The sequence below is a fragment of the Sphingomonas quercus genome (assembly GCF_018863195.1).
GTDB classification, from domain to species: Bacteria; Pseudomonadota; Alphaproteobacteria; order Sphingomonadales; family Sphingomonadaceae; genus Solisphingomonas; species Solisphingomonas quercus.
Genome location: NZ_JAHKRT010000006.1, coordinates 275,878 through 299,872, shown reverse-complemented (window position 1 = coordinate 299,872; position 23,995 = coordinate 275,878). Strand labels below are relative to the sequence as shown.

Below are 23,995 nucleotides of genomic sequence, written 5' to 3'. Positions count from 1 at the left end.
AGGGCACGCTGCTGCCCGATCACAACCCACGCCATCCCGACGACCCCAAGAAGCTCCAGGCCTTCGCCTTCTCCTATGGCTATATCGAAGGCCTCCTCCGCGCCGCCCGCGACGAAGCACGACGCGCGCTGAGGACCGCAGCATGATGCGGACGAGCCACGCCCTGCTGCTGGTGGCGCTGATGCCCGCCGCCGTCTCGGCACAGAAGCAGAGCCCGGTCCCGCCGCAGGCCGGGGCGAACCCGGCGACGGCGGATTCCTGCCGCCTCGACCTGCAAAAATTCTGCACCCGAGCTTCACTCAAGGCCGAATGCCTCGTGCAGCATTGGACCAAGATTTCCGACGATTGCCAGAATGCGCTCAGCCGTCCGATCCGGGGTGGCGGGGGCGGGGGCGGCTGACCCGCCAGTGAGGGTGAGGACAAGGTGAAAAACAGGATTGTAATGTCCGCGGGCGCTGCCCTGCTCGCGCTCGCGGCCGGCTGCGGCGCATTGGCACAGCCGATCGATTATGCCCGCATTCGTGCGCTCAACCTTGAGCCCAACATGGGGCCTGGCGAAGGGAATGCCGGCGCACGCGCGCCCGACGAACCGCGTCCGGCGGGGGCGGTGCTCGAAACCCGGCCGCCGCTCAATCCTGTCGCCAAGCCGGCCTTCAGGGAGCAGACCCGCGCGGTCGCCGTGAAGACGAAGACGGCGATCGCCGCCACCGTCGTCGCCCATGGCTTCCAGCGGGCGTGGAAGATCGTGTTCCGGCCGGACGGGCGCATGTTCGTCACCGAGAAGTCGGGCCGCATCCGCATCGTCACCCCGGACGGGAAGATCGGCGAGCCGCTCGGCGGCGTGCCGGAGGTGCTGAACTATTCGGACGCCGGCTTTTTCGACCTCGCGCTCGATCCCGATTTCGCGCGCACCCGGCGGATTTTCTTCTCCTATGTCGAATATCGGAAAGACGGCAACGGCCTGACCGTGGCGACGGCGACGCTGTCGCCGGACGAGACGATGATGCAGGATGTCCGGATCATCTTCTCGGCACCGGCCCACAATAATGTCGGCCATTATGGCGGGCGCATTCTTGTCCAGCCGGATCGAACGCTGCTCGTCACGGTCGGCGATCATTTTCTGCCGCAGCTACGCATCAAGGCGCAGGACCTCGATTCCACCCTCGGCAAGATCGTACGGATCAATTTTGACGGGTCGATACCCGCCGACAACCCATTTGCGCAGGTGCGCGCGGCGGAGGGCGCGATCTGGGCGCTCGGAGTGCGCAACATCGAAGGCCTCGTCCGGGACTCCCGCGGCGCTGTCTGGGCATCCGATATCGGACCGCAGACCGGGGACGAGATCGACCGTATCGAGCCCGGGCACAATTATGGATGGCCAGTCGTCGGCTATGGCACAGAATATAGCGGCAAGCTCATCAACAATGGCCGGAGCAGCTGGCCCGGCACCGACCAGCCCGTCTATTATTGGGACCCGACCATCGCGCCCAGCGGGATCACTTTTTACAGTGGCAAGCTGATCCCCGAATGGAGCGGTAACCTGTTCGTTGGCGCGCTTGCCGGCCAGCATCTGGCGCGACTGGTCATGCGCAACGGCCACGTCGTCGGCGAGGAGCGGCTGCTACAGGACCGGCGCCAGCGCATCCGCGATGTCGTGGAAGGGCCGGACGGCGCGCTGTGGGTGCTGACCGACAGTAATGATGGGCAATTACTCAGACTAGCGCCAATCGGCCGTTAGCCGACGACCCGGACGCCCCTATAAAAAACATTTCTAGCAGACAGAAATCTTTTGTGAATTGTGGTGTAGCCGAATCAACAATAGTCCCACCCTGACAAAAATAAACTTGGCCGAGCGGCATATAACGCCAGTTTTCCGGCATTTATCGAGGGGTGAGTGAATGCGCACTGGTCGCTATAATCATATCCACGCGTTGCTGATCGGTAGCGCCGCCTTGTTGCCCATGAGCGCCGCGCTCGCTCAGGATCCCGTGCCCCCGGCTGCGGTCGCCGCCAGCGGCGACGCTGCTACCCCGAGCGCCGGCGAGATCGTCGTCACCGGCTCGCGCGTCATTTCGGACGCCGCCAACTCGCCGACGCCGCTGACTGTGGTGTCGACCCAGCAGCTGCTCGCGACCACGCCGACCAACATCCCGGAGGCGCTGAGCAAGCTGCCGGTGTTCCTCGGTTCCCAGTCCGGGCGCAGCACCAGCAATGCGGGCAGCAATGCCGCCGGCAACGTGCTGAACCTGCGTAACTTCGGCGTCCAGCGCACGCTGGTGCTGCTGGACGGCCATCGCATCGCGCCTTCGAACGCCAACGGCACCGTCGACGCCGACGTGCTGCCGCTCGCGCTGATGAGCCGGGTCGACGTCGTCACCGGCGGCGCCTCTGCGGTTTATGGCTCGGACGCGGTTACCGGCGTCGTCAACTTCGTGCTCAACAAGAATTTCAACGGGCTGAAGTATGACTTCAACGGCGGTGTGTCCAAATATGGCGACGGCGCGTCCTACCAGGCGTCGGTTGCCGCCGGCACCAGCCTGTTCGGCGGTCGCGGCCATATCGAAGGCTCGCTGCGCATCTTCCACCAGGACGCGATCCCGATCACCGCACGCCCCTATGGCTTCAACGGTCAGGCCTGGGAGCAGTCGGGTGCCGGCACTGCCGCCAACCCCTATCGCAACACGCCCTTCTCCCGGCTCAGCAACCAGGCGCCAAACGGTCTGATAACCTGCGCCGGCTGCGCCGCCAACGGCATGCAGTTCACTCAGAACGGCGTGATCGGCCCTTATAATCCGGGCACCGCCACGGGCACGGGCAATCTCAGCAGCGGTGGCGACGGCGGCTATGATCTGTACGGCACCTATCAGGCGGCCCTGCGCTCGTTCGATGCCTTCTCGCGGTTCAGCTACGACCTGACCGACGACACCACTTTCTATGTGCAGGCCACGGCGGCCAAGTCGCGTAACTATGCGACCTGGTACCCGATGAACCTGTCGCCGGGCGCCAACGCAAACCGTCCGAATACATTCTTCGTCGACAACGCGTTCCTCACCCCGCAGGCGCGCGCCATGCTGGCCAATCCGTCGGGCAAGTTCGTGCTCGCCTCGTTCATCAACAATATCGGCGGCACCGACGCCGGCGATCAGGATCGGGTCTACGCAACTGTTGCGAACCAGCGCTATCTCTCGGTGCTCACCGGGATCAACGGCAAGCTGCTCGATCGTTTTGACTGGGATCTTTATTACAGCCACGGCGACAGCCGCCTGCTCCAGTACAATCCGAACAACACCAATAACCAGCGGCTTTACGCTGCCGAGGACGCGGTGCTGGATTCGGCGGGTCATCCCGTCTGCTATGTCTCGACGACGCCGTCTGCCAGCCTTTATCCGGGCTGCGTGCCGATCAATCCTTTTGGCGGCAGCTCGGTGACCGCGTCGCAGTTCGATTATGTTTCGCAGCGCACCCAATATGTCATGCGCAATATCATGGACAATGTCGGCGGCACTATCTCGGGAGAGCTGTTCAACCTTCCGGCGGGCCCGGTGCGCGTGGCGCTGTCCGGTGAGGCACGGTGGAACCGCTACAGCGTCGACAGCAGCGCATCGCCGACGGAGACCGTGAATTGCACCGGCCTGCGCCTGTGCAGCCCGTCGTCGCCGGTGTGGGTGCAGAATGTCGTCGCGGACGTTGCGGCGAGGAACAATGTCTATGAGTTCGCCGGCGAGGCCAACCTGCCGCTGCTGAAGGATATCCCCTTCATCCAGAGCTTCGACGTCAACGTCGCCGGCCGGTTCACGCATTACAGCACCTCCGGTTCGGTCGAGACGTGGAAGGTCGGCTTCGACCACCACGTCAACGACATCCTGCGCTTCCGCGGCACGATGTCGGTGGACATCCGCGCGCCGACGCTCAACGATCTGTTCTCGCCGTTGCAATCGTCGACGACCGGTTTCACCGATCTCCTCACCAATCAGACCGCCAGCATCCCGCTGAACAGCCAGGGCAATCCTGACCTCAAGCCGGAGAAGGCGCACACCTACACGATCGGCATGGTGCTCCGCCCGATCCCCGGAATGAGTTTCTCGGCCGACTATTACAAGATTACGGTCAAGGACGGCATCACCAACATCAACTATTCGACCCAGGCCGTGCAGCAACTCTGCATCGCGTCCGGCGGAACCTCGCCTTATTGCGCGCTGGCCATCCGTCCGAATCCGATCACCGACACCTCGGCCGCCAACTTCCCGACCGCGATCGTGTCGCAGAGCCTGAACAGCGCTTCGGTGCGCACCCAGGGCGTCGATATCGAGGCGAGCTATCGCTTCGACCTGGCCCAGCTGTCCGAGAAGCTGCCGGGCCGGCTCGACCTGCGCGGCTTCGGAACCTATCAGCCGACGATCAAGACCGTGAATTATCCGGGGGCACCGCAGAACCTCGCGCCCTTCCCCAATTACCGGGTCACGCTGTTCGTTGGTTATGAGATCGGCACCTGGAGCTTCAATCTGCAGGACAGCTGGCTGAGCAGCTTCAACAAGAAAACCTTGCCCGGCCAGGTGTTCGAGCAACCCCGCGTTCCCTCCTTCAACACGCTCGACGTGACGATCAACAAGTCGATCAAGATCGAAGGTACCACGGCCAACATCTACCTCGCTGTCCAGAACGTGGCGAACAAGCAATATCCTCTCTACCCGACCAACTCCCAGAATCCGGGGTTGTTCTACCCGGCGCCCAACAATTTCGGAAACTCGATGGGTCGATACTTCACGATCGGCTTCAAGGGCAGCCTCTGATCCGCGATGCCGACGGTATGTGACCGCATGCCGGCAACGATCCTCCCCTGGGGCTGCGCCCGTGCCGCGCGCAGCCCCATTTTTACCCGGCGGGGGCGGCCCCGCCAATGAGGGGCGACATGATCCGTTCGATTGCACGCAGGCCATTGCCGTCACTCGGGGCGCTGCTGCTGCTCGGGCTGGGCTCGGCGGCCCCGGCGGCGCCGGGCGCCGGCGACGTGACAGTCCAGGCCGGCAGCTTCCTCGTCGAATTGCCCACCCTTCAGTCGCTGGGCTTCGAATGGAATATCAAGGGCGACGCCAATCGCAACAGCATGGTGACGGTGAGCTATCGCAAGGCCGGCTCCGGCGAATGGCGCAAGGGCCTGCCGATGCTGCGGCTGGACGGCGAATTTGTGCGCGGGCCGAAGCCTGAATATGGCGACCGCAATTATTTCAACTATCGTGTCCCCAACATGTTCGCCGGCAGCATCCTCGGCCTCGACCCGGACACCGATTATGAATGCCGCTTCATTCTGACCGACCCTGACGGCGTCGTCGGCACCTCCGAGCAAGTCGTGACGGTCCATACCCGCAAGGAGCCGATGCCGGCGAGCGGCGGGCATGTCTACCACGTCTATCCGTTCGGCTATAAGGGCGAGATGCAGCAGCCCGGTTTCATCGGTCTGATGACGGCTTATTATCTCGGCTCGGACGAATCGGATCATTATAATCTGTTCGATCCGAGGGTGCAGCCCGGGGATACGATCCTGATCCATGCCGGTGTTTATAAGGACGCGCGGTTCATCTATGGCGGCATTGTCGGGACATTGAAGGACCCGGCCTATGGTACGCCGTTTGACGGCACCTATTATCTCACGGCCAGCGGCACGCCCGACAAGCCGATCGTCATCAAGGCCGCTGGCGATGGCGAGGTCGTCTTCGACGGGGACGGCGCGCACAATCTGTTCAATCTCGAAGCCGCCAGCTACAATTACTTCGAGGGCATCACCGTCCGCAACACCAACGTCGCCTTCTTGCTCGGCATGAAGCGGATCGTCGGCGCCAGCGGTTTCACACTGAAACATTCTCTGGTCTATGACGTCGGTCGTGTGGTGCAGGACGAGTGGGCGGGTTCGCGCGATTTCTACATCGCCGACAATGTTTTCCTCGGCCGCCACAATCCGACCCGGATGACTAGCTGGATCCACGATGAGGTCTGGGCAAAGTACGGCGAATATCCCGCGCCGATCACATCCGAATACGCGGTGAAGGTCTATGGCCGTGGCCATGTCATCGCACGCAACTATGTCGCCAACTTCCACGACGCGATCGACATCGCTACCTATGGCAGCCCCAGCGACAACCCTGGGGAGCAGGCGAGCTCGATCGACGTCTATCGCAACGACATGTTCAATCAAGCGGACAATTGCGTCGAGCTTGACGGCGGCGTCCACAATGTCCGGGCGTATGAAAATCGGTGCGTCAACGCGTCGAACCTCGCTTACAGCACCCAACCGATTTTTGGCGGGCCGGCCTATATCTATCGAAACCTGCTCTATAACGCTCCGTCCACCGGCGCGCTCAAGCTGCTCGACAATCCTGCCGGCGTGCTGATCTACCAGAACAGCTTCATCGGGCTGGCCGGGGCGCTCGGCGCCTTGTCCAATGTCCACCTGCGCAACAACCTGTTCGTAAGCGACGGGTGGGCCAAGCCGCTGTTCCAGATGCGCACTTTCACCAACTATTCGACCTCCGATTATAATGGATTTGGGCCGAGCCCGGGCGTGGACAAGAATTTCGGCTGGAATTCTCCCCCTGCCGGGGTCGCCGCGGACTATGACGGTCCGCTGGTCGCCCGTGCTTTCGCCACGCTCGCCGAGTATCAGAAGGGGACGGGGCAGGATCGCCATAGCGCTATCGTCACGCTTCAGGATTTCGTGAAGGTCGCGGCGGTGGATACGTCGGATCCGCGTATCCTCTACAAGCCCGAGGATATGGATTTCCGGCTGAGGCCTCGTTCGCGCGCGATCGACCGCGGCGTCGAATTGCCGGGCATCACCGACGGGTTCGCCGGCCGCGCGCCCGATCTCGGCGCCTATGAATTCGGCGCGCCGCTGCCGCATTACGGCCCGGACCGCTGGCCGGTCGGCATGCCGCGCAGCGCTGCCCGATCGGAGGCCGGTCCACCCCCCGACCAATAAGGGAGAAGGACGATGCGCATCGCCGCTACCGGCGCGCAGCTGGGCAGCCTGACGATCCTCGCGGGAGGCGCGATCGCCGCCGGCACCGCGCTGCTGGACTACAGGCTGGTCGAGACCGGGCTCAATGGCACCGGGGGCGCGCTGCTGGTGCTTGGCTCGGGCCTGCTGATGATGCTCGGCGCGATCCTGCTGCTGCGTCAGCCCCGGCGGGGCGCCGCGTGGCTGTTGCTCGCCCTGCTGCTGCTCGACATCGTCGGTACGTCGGTCGCGGCATGGTTCATGGAAAGCGGCGCGATCGTGGCGGCGATGGCGGTTGCGGCGGTCGGCTGGTTGTGGCGGCTATTCCGTCCGGGCTTGCCGGCGGTGCCCGCCGGACGCGGGGCCATGCTGGTCGGCGGCGCGCTCGTCGGGGTGGCGGCGATCGCTGCCGGCATCATGCTGCCCGCCCGCAGCGGCGGGGGCGGCGTGCTGACGCCGGCCGGCCCGACCGCGCCGTGGGACGATTTCAACGGCGATCGCATGGCGCAGAAATTTTCCGCCGCCACCCAGATCACGCCAGCCAACGTGGCGGGCCTGCGCGTCGCGTGGAGCCTGCATACCGGTGACGTCTCCCCCGGCCGGGGGCGTGATGACCCGAAGACGGCGTGGCAATCCACTCCTCTGTTCGCCAACAACTTGGTCTATGTGTCGACGCCCTTCTACCGCATCTTCGCGGTGGAGCCAGACAGCGGCCATGTCCGCTGGATCTACGATGCGCGCCCGGCGCACGCGTCGAAGTTTCACGGCAAGAATCGCGGCATCACATATTGGGCGTCGTCCGCTCCGATACCCGGCCAGCCCTGCCAGAAGCGCCTTTACATCGGCACGGTGGATGGCCTGCTTCACGCCGTCGATGCGGACACCGGCCGGCGATGCCAGGATTTCGGCCAGCAGGGTGTTCTCGACGTCAACCAGTGGAACGTCATCAATCCCAAATTCCCGCTCGAGCTGAACCAGTCGGTCGCGGTCTATCGTGATACGCTGGTCGTCGGCTGGGCAGGCGTGGACTGGACCTATCAGGATTCCCCGCCGGGCACGGTGTTCGGCATCGACGCCCGCACCGGTGCCCGGAAATGGGAATTCCAGACGATTCCTGAAGCAATGCGTCATCGCATCGGTACGGCCAATGTCTGGGCATCGATGTCCGTCGATGCCAAAGCGGGGCTGGTCTATCTGCCGGTTAGTTCGCCCGAGAACAATTATTATGGCGGCGATCGACGTGCCGACATCCCCTACGCGACCTCGATAACCGCGCTTCATGCCGATACCGGTACGGTGGCATGGTCGCGCCAGCTCGTCCATCACGACATCTGGGATTACGACACCAATTCCGCGCCGACGCTGGTCGATGTCAATCGCAATGGGCAGACGGTGCCGGCGCTGGTCCAGTCGTCGAAACAGGGCTTCCTCTATGTGCTGAACCGGCTGACCGGCGAGCCGGTCTATCCGATTGTCGAGCGGCCGGTGCCGCCATCCGACGTGCCCGGCGAGCACGCCTCGCCGACCCAGCCTTTCGTCCCCTGGCCGCAGCCGACGATCCCCGATCGCTTCACCGGCATCTCCCGCCTCGCCGATTGGGCGAGCCTCGGCCAGTGCAGCCGCGATCGCCGCCGCTACGTCGAAGGCGGCTTGTTCAAACCGCCGTCCCTTCGCGGCACGATCACCGCGCCGGCCACCGTCGGCGGCGTCGAATGGGGCGGCGGCGCGGTCGATCCCGCCCACCAGATCTATGTCGTCAACAGCTCCAACGTGGCGCAGATCTATCAGCTGATTCCCCGTGCCGAGGTGGCGGGCCAGGCGGCGGAGGCGGCGCGGCGCGGCCCTCGCCCGGACGCCGGCTGGCGGGCGCCCGGCTATGGCTCTCCCTATGGGGTGCGCATCGCCACCTTCTTCAATCGCTGGGGCATGCCGTGCTGGAACCCGCCCTATGGCACGATGTCGGCCTATGATCTGAAGACCGGGAGGCGACTGTGGCAGCGGCCATTCGGCCAGGTGCAGCATTGGGGCTTCTACATGCCCGAATCCTGGGGCTCGGTGACGATCGGCGGGCCGGCGATTACCGCTTCCGGCCTGATCTTTATCGGCGCCTCGATGGACAGCCGGGTGCGCGCCGTCGATCTATGGACCGGCAAGATATTGTGGAAGCAGCGGGTGGATGCGCCGGCGGTGGCGACGCCGGCGATCTACACCTACAAGGGCCGTCAATATGTGCTGTTCGCCGCGGGCGGCAACGGCCTGCTCGCGCCGCGTGTCGGCGACCAGCTGGTTGCCTTCGCGCTGCCCGGAACGCTGCGATGAGCGAGGCCGCTCAGCCCGGCATCGGCTGATCGGGGGCGCGGCGAGTCCATTTGTAAACGCGCGCCGCGTTACGCCAGAAATATTTCTCCGCCGCCGTGCGCGACTTGCCGGCGTAGAACCGACGCATCAGCGCGACCGTCTCGGCGATGGTCGCGGTCCCGTAGCTGTTCGGATAATCGCTGCCGAACATCAGCCGATCCTCACCAAAGGCCGCGAACAGATTGTCGAGACGTTCGCGGAGCTGCGCGAATTCGGTGATGATCTGATGGTCGCGCCGTCGATGATAAACCTGACTGAGCTTCACGAACACATTGGGCAATGCGGCAAGGTCACGAATGACGGCATCATAGGCGGCCTGGTTGTCGGGCGTCGGATCGAATGAGGGCAGATGATCGACGATCACGCGCAGGTCGGGCACCGCCTCGGCAAGCAGCGCATTGGCCCGCAACAGACCCATGCTTGGGTTGGCCGTGTCGAGCGCGAGATCGGCTGCGGCGAGCCTTCTCATATTATCGATCGCGGCCGGCGCCAACGCGATGCGGCCGCCATCGTCCGTATAGAAACGGCTGTAGCGGATCGCGCGGTAGAGCCGGTTCTTGCGGAATCGATCGAGATACTCGCCGAAATCCGCCTTGAATGGATCGAGATAGCCGGACACCGCGACGATCATCGGATCGCTCTGGGCGGTTTCGAGCAGCCAGAGATTGTCCTCGATCCACGGGCTCGTTTCCACCACCACCGCGCCGACGATGCCGGCGGGACGCGCCAGCGGACGATAGCCGGAGGGCAGCGAGACCTTCGATATGGCGGCATAGGCAGGCGAGCCGACATAGGGCGCGCCCTGCGGCCGGGTGCCGTCGAACAGGTGGATATGGGCGTCGATGATCGGGACATCGTCCCACACGCCGGCGGCATCGGTCTGCGACGCGCCCGCGGACAGAGCGGCTGCCGCCCCGGCCAGGAAGGTGCGACGCCCGATCTTCGAAAAGCTGCTCACGCCGCACCTGCTATCGCGGCCGCCATGCGCCAGGAAGGCGGACGTTTTCTCATTCAGCTATAAAAATATTTATAGACAATAAACACCTATCCAACGTGGGACGATTTGTTCAAGATCAATCTTGGCTTCCTTGCATGCCGGATGCGGGAATAGTCGCCGATCTCCGACACGGGACGTGATTTTCATGCACGGAATTGCTGTAAAGTTCGCGAGCGCAGCCTTCGCTTTGTCGTCGCCGCTCCTGATGGCGGCGGCGGGGGCGCCTGCCTATGTACCGGCGGGATCGCCGGTCACCAGCATTCCCCAGCCGGAGGATCTGCTGACCATTCCCGGCACCAGCTGGGTCATCGCCGGCTCGATGCGCACCCGGGAGAGGCCCGGCCACCTCTATGCCTTCGACGCGACGGCTCCGGCGCCGGCGCCGCGCGCGCTTTATCCCTCGGCCTCCGCCGCGAGCCTGAACCGGGCGCGCTTCGGCGATTGTCCCGGCCCCCTCGACGACAGCCGGTTCACGCCGCACGGTATCGGGCTGTCGCGGCGGGCCGACGGCAGTTTCGAACTGCTCGTCGTCAATCATGGCGGCCGGGAATCCATCGAGGCGTTCGACGTCACGCTGGGCGATGAAGGCCCGCAGGCCCGCTGGACGGGCTGTATCGTGCTGCCCGCGGGCGCGAGCGGGAACGGTGTTGTCGCGCTGCCTGACGGCAGCATCATTGTCAGCAAGTTTCTGGACAAGGCTGACCCGGACTTCCTCGACAAGATGGTCAATGGGCAGTCGACGGGCAATGTCCTCATGTGGAAACCGGGCAAGGGCTGGTCGAATGCGCTGAAGCAGGATTTTTCCGGCGCCAATGGCGTGGCGGTGTCCGCGGACGGAAGGTGGCTGTTCGTGGCCGAATGGTCCGCCCGCAAGCTTTGGCGCTTTCCCCTGCGCGACCGCTCGGCGCCGAAGAGTGTGGCAGTGGATTTTCTTCCGGACAATTTGCGCCTCACGGACAGGGGCACGATCCTTGTCGCCGGGCAGGCGGGTGATCCGCGAGGCGTGATGACCTGCAAGGGGCGTGGCACCCCCTGTCCGCAGGGATTCAAGGTGGTCGAGATGGACCCGAAGAGCCTGCGCCTGCGCCTGCTCGCGCAAGGTGGCGACCAGCGCTTCGGCGGCGCGACCGGCGCGACCTTGGCCGGGCCGGCCCTGTGGATCGGCGCCTATTATGGCGAGACGATCGCGCGCTACGCGCCAACCCCTCGTTGACGCGCCCGGGACGTTCGCACGCCAAAAACCTGCCCGTCCCCCCAGCTTCCACTTAATCGGCTCGCGGCTTGCCGGCGACGGACCGGCCGCGCTCGACGCCAGAGCCGCCTTCGCTCCCCATCGGTCGAGATGGCAGCCCGCCACCCCGGGCCGCCGACGCCTGCCCATGTGTCAGCGGCGACCGATCGCTATGGCCGAATGATCTTCTTCGGCCGTCCGCGCCCCGGCTGCCTTACGCTCCGAATAGCGATCGACCAGCTGCCGGTCATGCGGACGCATCAACACCGTGATCCGCACCAGCTCCTCCATCACGTCCACGATGCGATCATAATAGCTGGACGGCTTCATCCGGCCGGCGTCGTCAAACTCCTTGTAGGCCATCGCGACCGACGACTGGTTGGGAATCGTGAACATCCGCATCCAGCGCCCGAGCAAGCGTAGCGTGTTGACCGCGTTGAAGGACTGGGAGCCGCCCGACACCTGCATGACCGCCAGCGTGCGGCCCTGGGTCGGGCGCATGCCCTTCATCTCGAGCGGCAGGTGATCGATCTGGGCCTTCATGATACCGGAGATCGCGCCGTGGCGCTCCGGGCTGCACCAGACCTGGCCTTCGGACCACACGGACAGCTCGCGCAGCTCATGGACGGCGGGGTGATCGTCACCCGGCGATCTGATCGGGCAGCGGCAGATCGGACGGATCGAAGATGCGCGGCTCCGCACCGAACAACCGGAGCAGCCGCGCCGCTTCCTCGACGGCGAGGCGCGAGAACGAGCGCTCCCGCAGTGAACCGTAGAGCAGGAGGATGCGCGGCGGCGGCTGATCATCGCCAAGGCCGCTGGCCGGCCGGCGGATCACAAAGGCCGGATCGAGGGCGGGGAGATAGTCGGGATCGGCGAGGACGCGGAGACGGCTCATGCGGGTTCCTTGGTGGTGTCGGGAAAGACGAGCCCGCTCAGGCCATGCGCGGCCAGCGCGCCGGCGAGCTGCGCGGCGACGAAGGCGGGCACGCAGGCCGGCGCGATGCCGGCGAAGCTGTCGCTCAGCGATCGGGCGATCGTGATCGCCGGGTTCGCGAAGCTGGTCGAGGAGGTGAACCAATAGGCGGCGGCAATGTAGAGGGCGACGCTGGCGGGCACGCAGCCGGGCCTCGTTCCAAGGATCGTCAGTATCAGGCCGAAGGTGGCGACCGCCTCGCCCAGCCACTGGCCCGGGCCGCTGCGGCCGGTGTCCGAGAGCTGGAGGACGGGCAGGCCGAACATCAGGTGCGCGAGCCACACGCCGATGATGCCGCCGCCGAGCTGGGCCGCGCCATAGGCGATGGCCGCATCCGTCCGGATCTGTCCCCTGAGACGCATGACGAGGGTGACGGCCGGATTGAGGTGCGCCCCGGACACGGGCGCGAGCATCGTCACCAGCACGAACAGCATCGCGCCCGTCGCCAGCGTATTGCCGAGGAGGGCGATGGCGACGTTCCCGCCCGCGAACCGCTCTGCCATGATCCCCGAACCGACCACCGTCGCCAACAGCAACAGACTGCCGAGCGCCTCGCCCAGGACGGCCCGCCGGGTCACGTTGCGGAGACGCGATTGCCGGCTGCGTCGACCACCGGCTCCCCATTCTCTTTCACGAAGGCGCCGCGCTGGGCATCAGGCAGGATATCGAGCACCGCCTCGGACGGCCGGCACAGCCGCACGCCCAGCGGCGTCACCACCAGGGGCCGGTTGATCAGGATTGGATGCGCCATCATCGCGTCGACGAGCACGTCGTCGGTCAATGACGGGTCATCGAGGCCCAGTTCCCCATAGGGCGTGCCCTTTTCCCGCAGCAGGGCGCGGGGCGTGATGCCGGCGCGGGCGATCATCTCGATCAGAAGGGCGCGCGCGGGCGGCGTCTTCAGATAGTCGACGACATGCGGCTCGACGCCGGAATTGCGGATCAACGCGAGGACGTTGCGCGACGTGCCGCACGCCGGATTGTGATAGATGACGATGTCGGTCACGATCGCCCCTTCAGCAACAGGCGGCAAGGTCGGCGACAAGCGGCCCGCAAAGCTCGGCACGCCCCTGACAGCAATCCCTGGCAAGGAAAGTCATCAGGCGGCCCAGCGTGTCGATGGAGGCGCGCTGGATTTGCTGGCGCCCGCGCTTCTCCGCCGTCACCAGTCCGGCTCTGGCAAGGACGGCGAGGTGGGTGGAGAACGTGCTCTGGCTAAGCCCGCTCGCCGCGACGAGCGCGCCCGTCGACAGGCCGGCAGGCTCGTGCCGGACCAGCTCGCGAAAAGCTTCCAGCCGCGTCGGATGGGCGAGCGCGGCCAGCGCCGCCAGAGCGGTTTCGGTGTCCATTCATCGGAAAATATCGATGAGTCAGGTGGGGGTCAACATCAATCGGGAATTGTCGATACAGCGGATGGACGCGGATCGCCCGGCCAGGCTCGGAGGAGCCGAAACGGGCGGCCAGGACTGTTCCAGTCGGGACGGTCCGCTTCCCAGTCCGGAGCGGACGCCACCCCGATGCGGAACACCGAGAGCGGCGCCGCGATCATTCCGTACGCGATCTACCTTCGGGCTGACATTTTTCGCGAGCGGGTCGGAAGCGCGTGCTCGCCCAGGAGTTCGGCCGCGCTCAGCAGCTGGGCGATCTCCCCCTCCGGAAGCGCCTGGGAATAGAGGTACCCCTGCAACTCGTTGCAGCCGATTGCCGAGAGCATCGCTCCCTGCTCAGCGGTCTCCACCCCTTCCGCGGTCACGGATAACCCCATCGCGTGGCCCAGCGTCACCACTGCGGTGATGATCGCCGAGGAGTCGAGGGTCAGCCCAAGATTCTGCACGAAGCTGCGATCGATCTTGATCTTGTCGACCTCGAATTTCCGCAGGTAGCTGAGGCTCGAATAGCCGGTACCGAAATCGTCGAGCGCGATCCTGAAGCCGGCGGATCGAAGCTCGCGAAGCGAGTTCAGCACGGCCTGGTCGTCATTGATCAGCAGGCCCTCGGTGATCTCAAGCTCGATCTGCCGCGGGTCGACGCCGGCCTCCGCCACGATCGCGCGAACGCGTTCGACAAAGCCCAATGTGCGGAACTGCACGGGCGAGAGGTTCACCGCGATCGAGAGCGTGGGCCAGTGGGCGGCGGCACGACATGCCTCCGCGAGAACCCAATCACCCAGTTCGAGGATGAGGCCGGTTTCCTCCGCGATGGGCACGAAAAGCTGGGGGGTAATGAAACCGCGGGTCGGGTGATGCCACCGGGCGAGCGCCTCGAGGCCGATGATGGTGCTGCCGTCGCCAGCTACCTGAGGCTGATAGTAAACCTCCAGGCCCGTGCCGGCGGCAAGCGCGGCGCGCAAATCTTCCTCAAGGCTGGCGCGCAGCCGGACCGCCTCATCCATGTTCGTGGTGAACAGGCGGTAGCAGCTCCCCTCCTGCTCCTTGGCGCGATAGAGCGCGATGTCGGCCTTGCGCATGATCTCGGTGCGGTCCAGGCCGCATTCGGGCATCCCCGCGATACCGACGCTGACGCCCACATACACGCGATTGCCGAGCACCTCGAAAGGCCTGCTCGCCTCGTCCAGGATCTTGCCGGCAAGTTCCTCGATCCGGTTGGCCGAGGCGATCGCCAGCACGGCGAACTCATCTCCTCCCAGACGGGCTACCGTTTCGTCGGCTTCAACCAGACCGTTCAGGCGGCGGGCGAACTCCTGGATCAGCGCGTCTCCGGCGAGATGGCCGAGCGTGTCGTTCACCTGCTTGAAGCGATCGAGATCGAGCAGCAGGACGGCGAAAGGCCGGCCCTTGCGCGCATCGCCGAGCGCCTGTTCGATGCAGTTGTTGAACAAGGCCCGGTTCGGCAGCCCGGTCAGGGCGTCGTGAAAGGCGAGATGACTGGCCTGAGCCTCGCTCGCCCTTAGCTCCACCTGAGCGGCCTGGAGCTTCTTGATGATGCGGTCCTCGCGACGCATCAGCTTGCGAACACGATAGGCCAGCAAGACCATGACGAGCCCGAGGATCGCGAGCTCCGTCGCGCCGAACGGAATCATCGACCGCCACAGCTCGCTTCCGGGCAGCTCCGGCCGCCAGATGAAGAAGCCGACCGGCGAGCCGCTGCTGGATCTGATCGGCATTGCCAGTTCGTCCGCTGCCACCTGCTCCGACCTTGAAAAACGGGGCGTGGCGATGAGGTTGGCTTCCGAAAGACCCTTCAGGAAGCTCCCGTCCAGAAAGCGGACGCTGATCAGCAGATATTCCCTGCCGGGCGTCTGACGGACCCGGTTGGTGAACGGCACGATGCGCATCACGCTCACCGCCGCCGGCCGCCCTTGCACCAGAAGAAGGTCTCCGACATGGACGATCGCGTCCGGCCGGGCGAGCATTCCGGGGCGCGATTGCCGCCGGACCGCCTCAACCAGCGTCCTCAGGTCCGGGAACACGGTGGCGTAGCTCCCGGGCGCGATCGGTCGGCCGCTGGACATGCCATAAATGGCGTTATCCTCCGCGTTCAGCACATAGGTCTGATCGTGGCGGAAAAATCGCCACAGCCACTCCCCGAGATTTTCGTTCAGCCAAACGGTGTCGAGCCTGGGTTCCCTCAGTTTCAGGATAAGATCATCCCAGACGGCGGCGCCCTGCTGGGTCTGGATCAATTCATCGAGACTGCCGTCGATGGCCCTGGCGGCTTCCCGTGACTGACGATCGATCGATATCTGATCGCTCTTCGTCGAGAAATGATGGAGTCCGAACGCGGCGAGTGCCGCGACGCTGAGAAACACGAAGGCGACCGGAATCAAGACCCGAGTACGAAATCGAGAACTGAAGGCCTGGTCGTCGCGAGGCGCCCGCATAGCATTGTCTCACCCGGAAGGAGGTGTTCCAGTAAGGCGCCAATGGTTAATTTCCGATGAGGATATCAACTAGTTACGAACCTCTAACGAATATTCGTTCCGACTTCTTTGCCGCAAGAGCCGTTATTTCTGCTCGACCTTAACGATCGACCACCTCGCAAGAGGATCGACCTGGAGGGGGCTGGCGGTTCGCGAGCGTCGTCTACTTCCACGTCAGTAGCCCACGTTGTTCCCGATCCTGGTGTCGCCGAGGCCCTCGGGCGTCACGATCGGGATCATCAACGGCCAGCAGGTTCCGGATGCTCGGAAAGGCCGGCAGGCGACCTGAGCGGCGCGTACCGGCTCAGTTCACTTGACTCATAACTCTACATAAGTTGTATATCCCGAACGGCTCTATCCGCCGAACTGTCACGCCACATTCTCCGCTGATCCGGGATGCGGAATGGTGGGTATGACGGAAAGCAGGCGCTGGCGCCCGGATTGAGAGAGGAGACTCGTCATGATCCTTCGCCTTTGCTTCGCCGCCTGCGCCTCAGTCCTCCCCTTGCTGGCGGCATCTGCCGCGCCCGCTGCTGCGCAGGCAGGCCCGCAGCCCGTAGCCGCGCCGGCCAAGGCAATCGATCCGGCCGGGCGACAGGCGGTGGTTGAGAAGCTCGCCCAGTCGATGCGCGACCAATATGTCTTTCCCGAAATCGGTGAGCAGGCCGCAGCCGCCCTGACCGCCGCGCTCGCGCGGGGTGACTACAACGCCCTGAGCGATCCGGCCGCCCTTGCCGCACGGCTGACCGCCGATCTCGCCGCCGTCGCCCATGACAAGCACCTGCGCGTCATCTCGCAAGCGTCCCCACCGCCGCCGCCGCCGGCCGGGGCCCGTCCCGCCCCACGCGACGAGGCAGGGATCGTCCGCGCCGACAAACTCGCGAACGATATCGGCTACATCGAGGTTTCGGGGTTTCCGCCGCCGCCGGTGTTCAAGCCGGTGCTTGATCGTGCCCTGGCCAAGCTGAAAGGAAGCCGCGCACTGATCATCGACGATCGGCGCAACGGCGGCGGCGTGCCGCAATCGGTCGCCTACCTCGTCAGCTACCTGCTACCGCCCGGAGAGCCGGTGACGATCATCGAGTTCATTGGCCGGACGCCGGGAACCCGCGAGTTCAAGCGCGATCGTACCATAACCAGCCCGACGCCGTTCAGCTTTGGCGGTGTGCCCATCTACGTCCTGACCAGTAAAGCCACCTTCTCCGGCGGGGAGGAGTTCGCCTACGACCTCAAGACGATGAAGCGCGCGACCCTTGTTGGCGAGGTGACTGGCGGCGGTGCCAACCCCGTCGGGCCGGTCAGCCTGGGCTATGACCTGCTGGTTGCGATGCCCGGTGGCCGCCCCGAAAGCCCGATCACCAAAACCAACTGGGAGGGTGTTGGCGTGGAGCCCGACGTCAGGGTGCCGGAGGCGGAAGCACTCGGCGCCGCGCTGAAAGCGCTTGGCGAGGAGCCGGTCGCCGATATCAACGCCGCTTCGCGCGAGCAGCTGTTTACGCCACGCAGCACGCCGGTGCCGGGCAGCGACGCGGTGCTGCGACGCGTCATCGCCATGTACGCGACTGGCAAGATGGACGACACGCTGTTTGCTCCCGACGCCATTGAGGAGGCACGCCGGGCCCTGCCGTTCATGCTGGCGCAGCGGATGCGCTATGGCGAACTCAAGTCGCTCACATTTCGCGAGGTGAGGATGGGCGCGGACATGTACGTCGCGACATTCGACAACGGCGCGGCGGGGATCGGGATCGCCGTCGATCCTGACGGGCGCGTGCTGGCCACGACAGGGTTCATGCCTCATCCGCCGGGGAAGTAGGGGTTCTCGCCCATCCGCTATGCACGGCTGCGTGGCCGACTCACGCCGACAGGATCTGGATATGTCTACATATATAGGAATAGCGCATTAGGCGCAGGCTGAGGCTGGATCCATGAGCGACCGGCCGGCCCCGCCGCCAAAAGGCCGCGGGGCGTCGTGTTGAGGGAAGGGTGGGATCATGTGGCGATGGATGATCGCCGGCGCTGTTGTGGCGGCGGCTTTGGTGTTGGCGATGCCTGGCCTCTTCTCCCGCCAGCCGTCCTTAAAGGCAGGGGAGAACGGCATCTTCGCGAATGATTGTTGCGGCACCGTAGAACTGGTCGACGGCAAGATGCTGCTCAATGGCGGACAAGCGGTCCGCTATATTGTCGGCAAGGACGCGGAGGGGGCCTATGTGCTTCCACGCACCTTCGTCGGGGCGGTTCCGGACTGGGGTTTCGACGTCGATGGCACGCGCTCCGTCCGCAAGCTGCGACTGGACAGGATGCCCGTGCCCACCAAGATCATGCTCTACCAGGGATTGAGCCCTTATATATTCGTAAGGCAGGCGCAACGCCCGGGCAGGCGATGACCCGCATCTGAAGCCGCACCCCGAGCGCCGTGGCGTAGCTTCGGGCGGGCAGCGGTGCTCAGGCGATCAGATCAGCGGCGGCGCTTGAATGAAGACGCGCGTGCAATCGCGCGACGATCGCAACAAGGGCGAGTTCGGCGGCCATGGCAGCGACGTGGCCGGCGAGCGACGCCATATTAATGAGCAGCACGCCCATCAGCAGGAACAGCGTGAGCACCGCCGCCCCCATCAATGCCGCGGCCTTGACCACGCGCGGCCCGTTCCGTTCGACCACCGCCCACGCCAGACACAGATGCGCGACCCCGAGCGACAGCCAGAGGGCCAGCAGGATCGGCGCCGCGCTGAGCCGTGACAGAATCAAATAGGGGCTGGAGTTGACGCCCGCGGTCGGAATCCCGTCGGCGCTGCCGGTAAGCAACAATGGCAGGCCGGTCATCTGCGCGACCTGTAACGCCGCCATCGGGATGAGCAGGCCCAGCGCGAGCGCATAATTGGTGAGGGCAAGCCTCCCTTCGCTGTGTCGAGGTATCTCGCAACACGCGGCGATCAGGCAGCCCGCGGCAAAGCTGAGCGGCTTCCCATCTGCGGTCGCTACCTCGAACTCGCATGCCATCGCCTGGGCCCAGTCGCTGCGGCTTTCGCCGAGGCTGTTCGTCGCCAGCGTCATCAACGCCTTTGACAGGGCGATGATCATGCAAGGGCTGCCGTTGAAAAGGACGCGGGTCGAGCGCTGGCAGCCTCGCGCGCCAACGCCACGCCTGCGGCGGTCAGCCGGTAGGCGTGGCGGGCAGGTCGTCCGATTTGCGCGGGCTCGCGCCATTCCGCTTCGACTAGCCCTTGCTCAGTCATCCGCATCAGCAACGGATAGAGGGTGCCGGACAAGAGGCCGGTTTCCTTCATCAGATCATAGCCGTGACGCCACTGCTGGCTGCGCGCAGACAGCGCCTCCAGGAGGATCAGCATTTGCTTCGATGGTCGGCGATTGCGGCCCATACGCCTTCTCAACGTAAGTAGATTTTCCTGTCAACGGCCGATTCAGGCGACAGGAGCGGGGGCGGCGCCGTGAGGCCAGCGCGTCGAACCGGGCGGCCAACAGGCACGATCACTTGGTCGCCTTCGCCCAGCCGCAGGGGATCTGCCCGGTCGCGAAGAGGCGCACCCGTTTCAGCCCTCGTCAACCTGCCTTCCGGGCCTCGAGCACCCGGGTAGCGTCCTGGTGGAGCAGGTAGAGCGAGACGGCGAGCAGCACGAGATCCTTAAGCAGGAAGGCGGTGTTCATCGTCATCGCCGGAAAGCCGCCGGCCGCCGCGTTCCACGCATCGGGGACGAAGGGCATGACGGTGAAGGTCGCGATGAACGTGGCCGTCGAACCGATTGCGCCCAGCATGCCGATCCGCTTGTTCCAGAAGCCGAGGAGCAGCAGGCTGCCGAAGGTCCACTCGGACGTTCCGAGGAAGATCGCCGTGCCGTGGATGCCGAGCACCGGGATCGTCCATGAAATGAATGGGCCGTGCGTGATGATGGGCAGCAGTCCTGTGATCTCCGCCTCGAACCACTTGTCGTAGCCGAACCAGGCGAAGATGAAGACCATCGCTGCGCGCAGCAGATGATAGTCGAGGTCGCGCTTCAGGAAGCCCGCGCGGCCCAGCAGGTTGGCGATGAAATCCATAATGTCCTCCATGTCGGAGCCGTGGCCGTGCGTCGCGGCCGCCCGCTCCCATCTGTGTGAAGCCGATCCGAGGAGCGGGCGCCCGGATGCGCCCGGCGCCTCAGTTCACCGGCGGGAAGTCGATGGCGGTGTCGTTGATGCGATTGAAGACGTTGGTGAAGGTGGTGGTGGCGATGGCGAGGCTGATCTCGACGAGCTGCTGGTCGGTGTAGCCGGCGTCACGGATCGCCGCGAACTCGCGGTCCTCGATCGTACCGCTGCTGTTGGCCAGCAGGCCGACGAAACGGATCAGCGCGTCGCGCTGGGCCTGGCCGGTGGGCTCGCCGGCGCGGATGTGGCGGAGTGCTTCGGGGGACAGGCCGGCAAGCTCGCCGAGCAGGCTGTGGGCGGCGACGCAATAGTCGCATCCGGCCGACACGCTCACCAGCAGCTTGATCGTCTCCTGGTCGTCCTTTGACAAGGAGCCCGCCGCGAGGACGGCATCGGCCGCGAGCACCGCCTTCAACGCGGCAGGACTGGCGAAGCCGATCGCGGCATAGGTGTTGGGAACGCTGCCGACAGCCTTTCTGATCTGGCCGAAGAGCTCGGCGGATGCGCCCGTCGCAGTGGCGAGGGCGGGGGTGGCGATGCGGGACATGGTAACCTTCCTTTCCGTTCCCGGCTGGCTTGCCGGTGAGGTCGGTTTAGGACGGGCTGGTGAGCTTGCTAATTCTGGTTATGCTCAATATCATGCTCGAAAGTATCAAACACGGGGTGATGATGCTCGAATCCGCCGATTGGCTCAGCCACCTTCTCGATCTCGTGCCGGTGAGCGGGCAGGTCGAGCATCACTGCCTCTTTGGCGCACCCTGGCGGCTGGAGCTGGAGCGGTCGGCGGCGGGCGAAATCCCCTATCATATCGTGCTCGCCGGCAGCGCCATCCTCGATGATCCGGATGGCGGCGCGCCGGTGCATTTGTCGGCGGGCGACATCCTGATCCTGCCGCGCGGCGCCGCCCACAGTCTTCATGACGGGAGCGGCATGACGCCCGGGCCGATGCGGCAACGGCTGGGATCATCGGTCCCGATCGACGAGAATGATGGGGCCGGTGATCGGCTGGACATGCTGTGCGGTCGCTTTCTGCTGTCGCCGACGCACGAGCAATTGTTGCGCACTTATTTTCCCGAGCGTTTCGTGGCTCGGCCGCAGGCCGCCATTGCCCGCTCCGCCTCCGGCGGAACCCGGGCCCAGCTCGCCGCCCTTGTCGCGCTGATGCGGGTTGAGTCCTCGCAGGAGAATCTCGGCGGTCATGCCATGCTGAACGGCCTGTCGACCGCGCTCTTCACGCTGGCATTGCGGCTGGCGAGCGAATCCGCGGAGGCGCCCCAGGGCCTGCTCGCGCTCGCCGGGCATCCGCGGCTGGCGCCGGCCTTGTCCGCCCTGTTCAGGCATCCCGCACGGGCGTGGACGCTGCCGGACCTCGCGTCGCTCTGCGGGATGTCGCGTGCGACCTTCGTGAGGCAGTTCCAGCAGCGGCTGCGCCGTTCCGCCGCCGAGCTGCTGACCGACATCCGCATGACGATCGCCGCCCGTGAGCTTCGGGCGTCGAACGCAACGGCGGGGGCGATCGCGGAGACGGTCGGCTATCAGTCCGAAGCCGCGTTCCAGCGCGCCTTCAAGAAGACTGTCGGCACGACGCCCGCGCAGTTCAGAAAGACAGGGCGGGCGGCGGGCGGGCGCTAGACGGCCTTTATCTCGCCGCCGTCCATGCGAAGCGCGGAGCCCGTCAGCCAACTGGCGGACGGCGACACGAGGAACGCCATGAGCTCGGCGATTTCCTCGGGCCTGCCGTAACGGTCGATGCCGGCCCGTCTGGGGAACTGGGCGTCCGCCTCCTCAATCGAGACATCATGCAGCAGCGCCCATTGTTCGAGCAGGGCTCGCCGGCGACTGGTCATCACGGCGCCGGGCAGCACGCTGTTGACCTGCACACCATCCTCAAGCCCGCGGCCGGCAAAGGCCTTGGCGAGTGCGACGATGGCGGCGTTGATCGTGCCCACCGCCGCCTGCTTGGCCTTCGGCATCTCAGCGGAATTGCCGGCAATCAACACGACGGAGCCCCGGCTCTTCCTCAGCGCCGGCCATGCGGCGATGGTCAGGCGGCGCGCGCCGTGGAGCTTGAGCGCAAGGCCGGCGTCCCATTGCTCGTCCGTCATCGCAAACAAATCGTCCGGCGGCACCGCGCCGGCGATATTGAGCAGCGCGTCGATGCGGCCGAAGCGGGCGACGACCGTCTCGACGAGCTGGGCAGGGGCCGGCGGGTCTGCAAGATCGGCCCCTATGACGAGCACCTCCGTTCCCGGCGCGCGGATCTGCTCTGCGACTGCTTCGAGCGGGGCGCGGCTGCGCGCGACGAGGACGATGGCGTCGAAATCCCGCGCGAGGCGGACGGCGGTCGCGCGGCCGATGCCCTGGCTTGCGCCAGTGACGATGGCGACGGAGCGAGGCATGGCCACTTCCTTCGCGCGTGCGATCAGTGGACGACGACGAGCTTGCCGCCCGCCTCATTCGCCTCGACGAGGCGATGCGCCTCGGGCACCTCGTCGAAGCGGAATATGCGGGCCGGCTGGATATCGAGCCGGCCCGAGGCCGCATCCTGGGCGATCTGGGCCAGCGGCACATCCGACAGGGGAAAGCCGGGCGTTCCGAACACGAAGCTGCCGAAGAAGGTGAGACAGACCCCGCTCGGCATCTGCAGGAGCGGATTGAAATCCGGAATGGCATCAAGGCCACCCAGCCAGCCAGCGAGGCAAGAGCGGCCGCCCCGGCGAAGCATCCGCAGGGAATCCAGCACCACGGTGTTGCCGACCAGGTTCAGCACGGCGTCGATCCGGCCGCGCTCGGCGATGTGCGCCGCAAGATCGGGCCGCTCGATCTCGCAGCGCTCGACGCCCATCGCTTCCAGCGCCGCAAAGCGCCCGCGCTGACGCGTCGTCGCGATCACACGCGCGCCCGCATTCACCGCCAGCTTGACCGCCGCCTGGCCGAGGGCGGAGGTGGCGCCCCGGATCACGATCAACTCCCCCGCCGCGAGTTCGAGGTTCCGGAACAATGTGGTCCATGCAGTAGCGTAGGATTCGGGGATGGCGGCAAGCTGCGCCCAGGGCAGGTCGGCGTCGATCAGGGCCACGTTGGACACAGGAACCCTGGTCACTTCCGCATAGCTGCCGTTGATCGTGCGCCCCAGCCCGCCCATCAGTGCCGCCACTTTCGCGCCCACCGGAAACTCCCCGCCGCGGCAAGATTTGACGATGCCGACGCACTCGATGCCGGACACGGGCGCGGCCTCGGCCCACTCGCCCTTGCGCATGTGGATTTCGGCGTGGTTGATGCCGAATGCCTTGATGTCGATGACGACGTGGCCGTCAATCGGCTCGGGTTCGGGGATATCGCGGTAGGTCAGGGCTTCGAGACCGCCGAAGCCGTCAAGCACGATCGCACGCATGATCGTCTCCTAGAATATACTGGGT

Annotated in this window: 20 protein-coding genes and 1 pseudogene; 9 read left to right on the top strand and 12 right to left on the bottom strand. The window is 65.3% G+C overall.

Annotated features, from left to right (window positions below):
- Positions 1–142 precede the first annotated feature (142 nt).
- The 5 genes from KOF26_RS13030 to KOF26_RS13010 all read left to right on the top strand — a co-directional run bounded on the left by KOF26_RS13030 (position 143) and on the right by KOF26_RS13010 (position 9,310).
- A complete protein-coding gene (locus KOF26_RS13030; protein WP_216325575.1) occupies positions 143–400 on the top strand; it encodes a hypothetical protein in 258 nt (85 codons plus the stop codon).
- Between the two features lie 42 nt (positions 401–442).
- A complete protein-coding gene (locus KOF26_RS13025) occupies positions 443–1,738 on the top strand; it encodes a PQQ-dependent sugar dehydrogenase (protein ID WP_216325571.1) in 1,296 nt (431 codons plus the stop codon).
- A 160-nt stretch (positions 1,739–1,898) separates the two neighbouring features.
- Complete coding sequence (locus KOF26_RS13020; RefSeq protein ID WP_216325567.1) at positions 1,899–4,790, top strand: TonB-dependent receptor domain-containing protein; 2,892 nt, start codon at positions 1,899–1,901, stop codon at positions 4,788–4,790.
- Positions 4,791–4,909: 119 nt separating this feature from the next.
- Positions 4,910–6,973, top strand: a complete 2,064-nt coding sequence (locus tag KOF26_RS13015) for a polysaccharide lyase domain-containing protein (RefSeq protein ID WP_216325564.1) — start codon at positions 4,910–4,912, stop codon at positions 6,971–6,973.
- Positions 6,974–6,985: 12 nt separating this feature from the next.
- Positions 6,986–9,310 carry a pyrroloquinoline quinone-dependent dehydrogenase gene (locus KOF26_RS13010; protein WP_216325561.1) on the top strand — a complete coding sequence of 775 codons (2,325 nt, stop codon included), beginning with the start codon at positions 6,986–6,988 and terminating at the stop codon, positions 9,308–9,310.
- A 10-nt stretch (positions 9,311–9,320) separates the two neighbouring features.
- Here the strand turns inward: KOF26_RS13010 and KOF26_RS13005 are convergent, their stop codons facing one another.
- A complete protein-coding gene (locus KOF26_RS13005) occupies positions 9,321–10,307 on the bottom strand; it encodes an amidohydrolase family protein (protein WP_216325558.1) in 987 nt (328 codons plus the stop codon).
- A 130-nt stretch (positions 10,308–10,437) separates the two neighbouring features.
- Between KOF26_RS13005 and KOF26_RS13000 the strand changes: the two genes are divergently transcribed.
- Positions 10,438–11,559 carry an SMP-30/gluconolactonase/LRE family protein gene (locus KOF26_RS13000; RefSeq protein WP_216325555.1) on the top strand — a complete coding sequence of 374 codons (1,122 nt, stop codon included), beginning with the start codon at positions 10,438–10,440 and terminating at the stop codon, positions 11,557–11,559.
- Positions 11,560–11,730: 171 nt separating this feature from the next.
- Here KOF26_RS13000 and arsH read toward each other — a convergent pair.
- The 5 genes and pseudogenes from arsH to KOF26_RS12975 all read right to left on the bottom strand — a co-directional run bounded on the left by arsH (position 11,731) and on the right by KOF26_RS12975 (position 16,340).
- A pseudogene (arsH, locus tag KOF26_RS12995) lies at positions 11,731–12,475 on the bottom strand (arsenical resistance protein ArsH).
- Positions 12,472–13,131, bottom strand: a complete 660-nt coding sequence (locus KOF26_RS12990; protein WP_216325552.1) for an aquaporin — start codon at positions 13,129–13,131, stop codon at positions 12,472–12,474. The pseudogene arsH and the gene KOF26_RS12990 overlap by 4 nt, the downstream one beginning before the upstream one ends.
- Complete coding sequence (arsC, locus tag KOF26_RS12985) at positions 13,128–13,559, bottom strand: arsenate reductase (glutaredoxin) (protein WP_216325549.1); 432 nt, start codon at positions 13,557–13,559, stop codon at positions 13,128–13,130. The genes KOF26_RS12990 and arsC overlap by 4 nt, the downstream gene beginning before the upstream one ends.
- Positions 13,560–13,569: 10 nt before the next feature.
- Positions 13,570–13,902 (bottom strand): ArsR/SmtB family transcription factor, encoded by a 333-nt coding sequence (locus KOF26_RS12980; protein WP_216325546.1) that lies wholly within the window; start codon positions 13,900–13,902, stop codon positions 13,570–13,572.
- A gap of 212 nt (positions 13,903–14,114) precedes the next feature.
- A complete protein-coding gene (locus tag KOF26_RS12975) occupies positions 14,115–16,340 on the bottom strand; it encodes a putative bifunctional diguanylate cyclase/phosphodiesterase (protein ID WP_216325543.1) in 2,226 nt (741 codons plus the stop codon).
- A 553-nt stretch (positions 16,341–16,893) separates the two neighbouring features.
- Here KOF26_RS12975 and KOF26_RS12970 point away from each other — a divergent pair.
- Complete coding sequence (locus tag KOF26_RS12970; protein ID WP_216325541.1) at positions 16,894–18,246, top strand: S41 family peptidase; 1,353 nt, start codon at positions 16,894–16,896, stop codon at positions 18,244–18,246.
- 178 nt (positions 18,247–18,424) lie between these two features.
- Positions 18,425–18,817 carry a hypothetical protein gene (locus KOF26_RS12965; protein WP_216325537.1) on the top strand — a complete coding sequence of 131 codons (393 nt, stop codon included), beginning with the start codon at positions 18,425–18,427 and terminating at the stop codon, positions 18,815–18,817.
- A gap of 58 nt (positions 18,818–18,875) precedes the next feature.
- On the opposite strand, the gene KOF26_RS12960 is transcribed toward KOF26_RS12965, so the two are convergent.
- The 4 genes from KOF26_RS12960 to KOF26_RS12945 form a co-directional block, all read right to left on the bottom strand.
- Positions 18,876–19,511 carry a hypothetical protein gene (locus tag KOF26_RS12960; RefSeq protein WP_216325534.1) on the bottom strand — a complete coding sequence of 212 codons (636 nt, stop codon included), beginning with the start codon at positions 19,509–19,511 and terminating at the stop codon, positions 18,876–18,878.
- Positions 19,508–19,780 (bottom strand): PadR family transcriptional regulator, encoded by a 273-nt coding sequence (locus KOF26_RS12955; RefSeq protein ID WP_216325531.1) that lies wholly within the window; start codon positions 19,778–19,780, stop codon positions 19,508–19,510. Before KOF26_RS12955 ends, KOF26_RS12960 begins: the two co-directional genes overlap by 4 nt.
- A 211-nt stretch (positions 19,781–19,991) precedes the next feature.
- Positions 19,992–20,486 (bottom strand): YkgB family protein, encoded by a 495-nt coding sequence (locus KOF26_RS12950; RefSeq protein WP_216325528.1) that lies wholly within the window; start codon positions 20,484–20,486, stop codon positions 19,992–19,994.
- A 100-nt stretch (positions 20,487–20,586) separates the two neighbouring features.
- Positions 20,587–21,123, bottom strand: coding sequence for a carboxymuconolactone decarboxylase family protein (locus KOF26_RS12945; RefSeq protein ID WP_216325525.1), 537 nt, complete (start codon positions 21,121–21,123; stop codon positions 20,587–20,589).
- 122 nt (positions 21,124–21,245) lie between these two features.
- Between KOF26_RS12945 and KOF26_RS12940 the strand changes: the two genes are divergently transcribed.
- Positions 21,246–22,208 (top strand): AraC family transcriptional regulator, encoded by a 963-nt coding sequence (locus tag KOF26_RS12940; protein WP_216325522.1) that lies wholly within the window; start codon positions 21,246–21,248, stop codon positions 22,206–22,208.
- On the opposite strand, the gene KOF26_RS12935 is transcribed toward KOF26_RS12940, so the two are convergent.
- On the bottom strand, positions 22,205–22,975 hold the full coding sequence (locus tag KOF26_RS12935) for an SDR family oxidoreductase (RefSeq protein ID WP_216325519.1): 771 nt from the start codon (positions 22,973–22,975) through the stop codon (positions 22,205–22,207). The two genes, KOF26_RS12940 and KOF26_RS12935, sit on opposite strands and share 4 nt — an antisense overlap.
- 23 nt (positions 22,976–22,998) lie before the next feature.
- Positions 22,999–23,970: a zinc-binding dehydrogenase gene (locus KOF26_RS12930; RefSeq protein ID WP_216325515.1), complete on the bottom strand. Its 972-nt coding sequence runs from the start codon at positions 23,968–23,970 to the stop codon at positions 22,999–23,001.
- Positions 23,971–23,995: the final 25 nt, after the last annotated feature.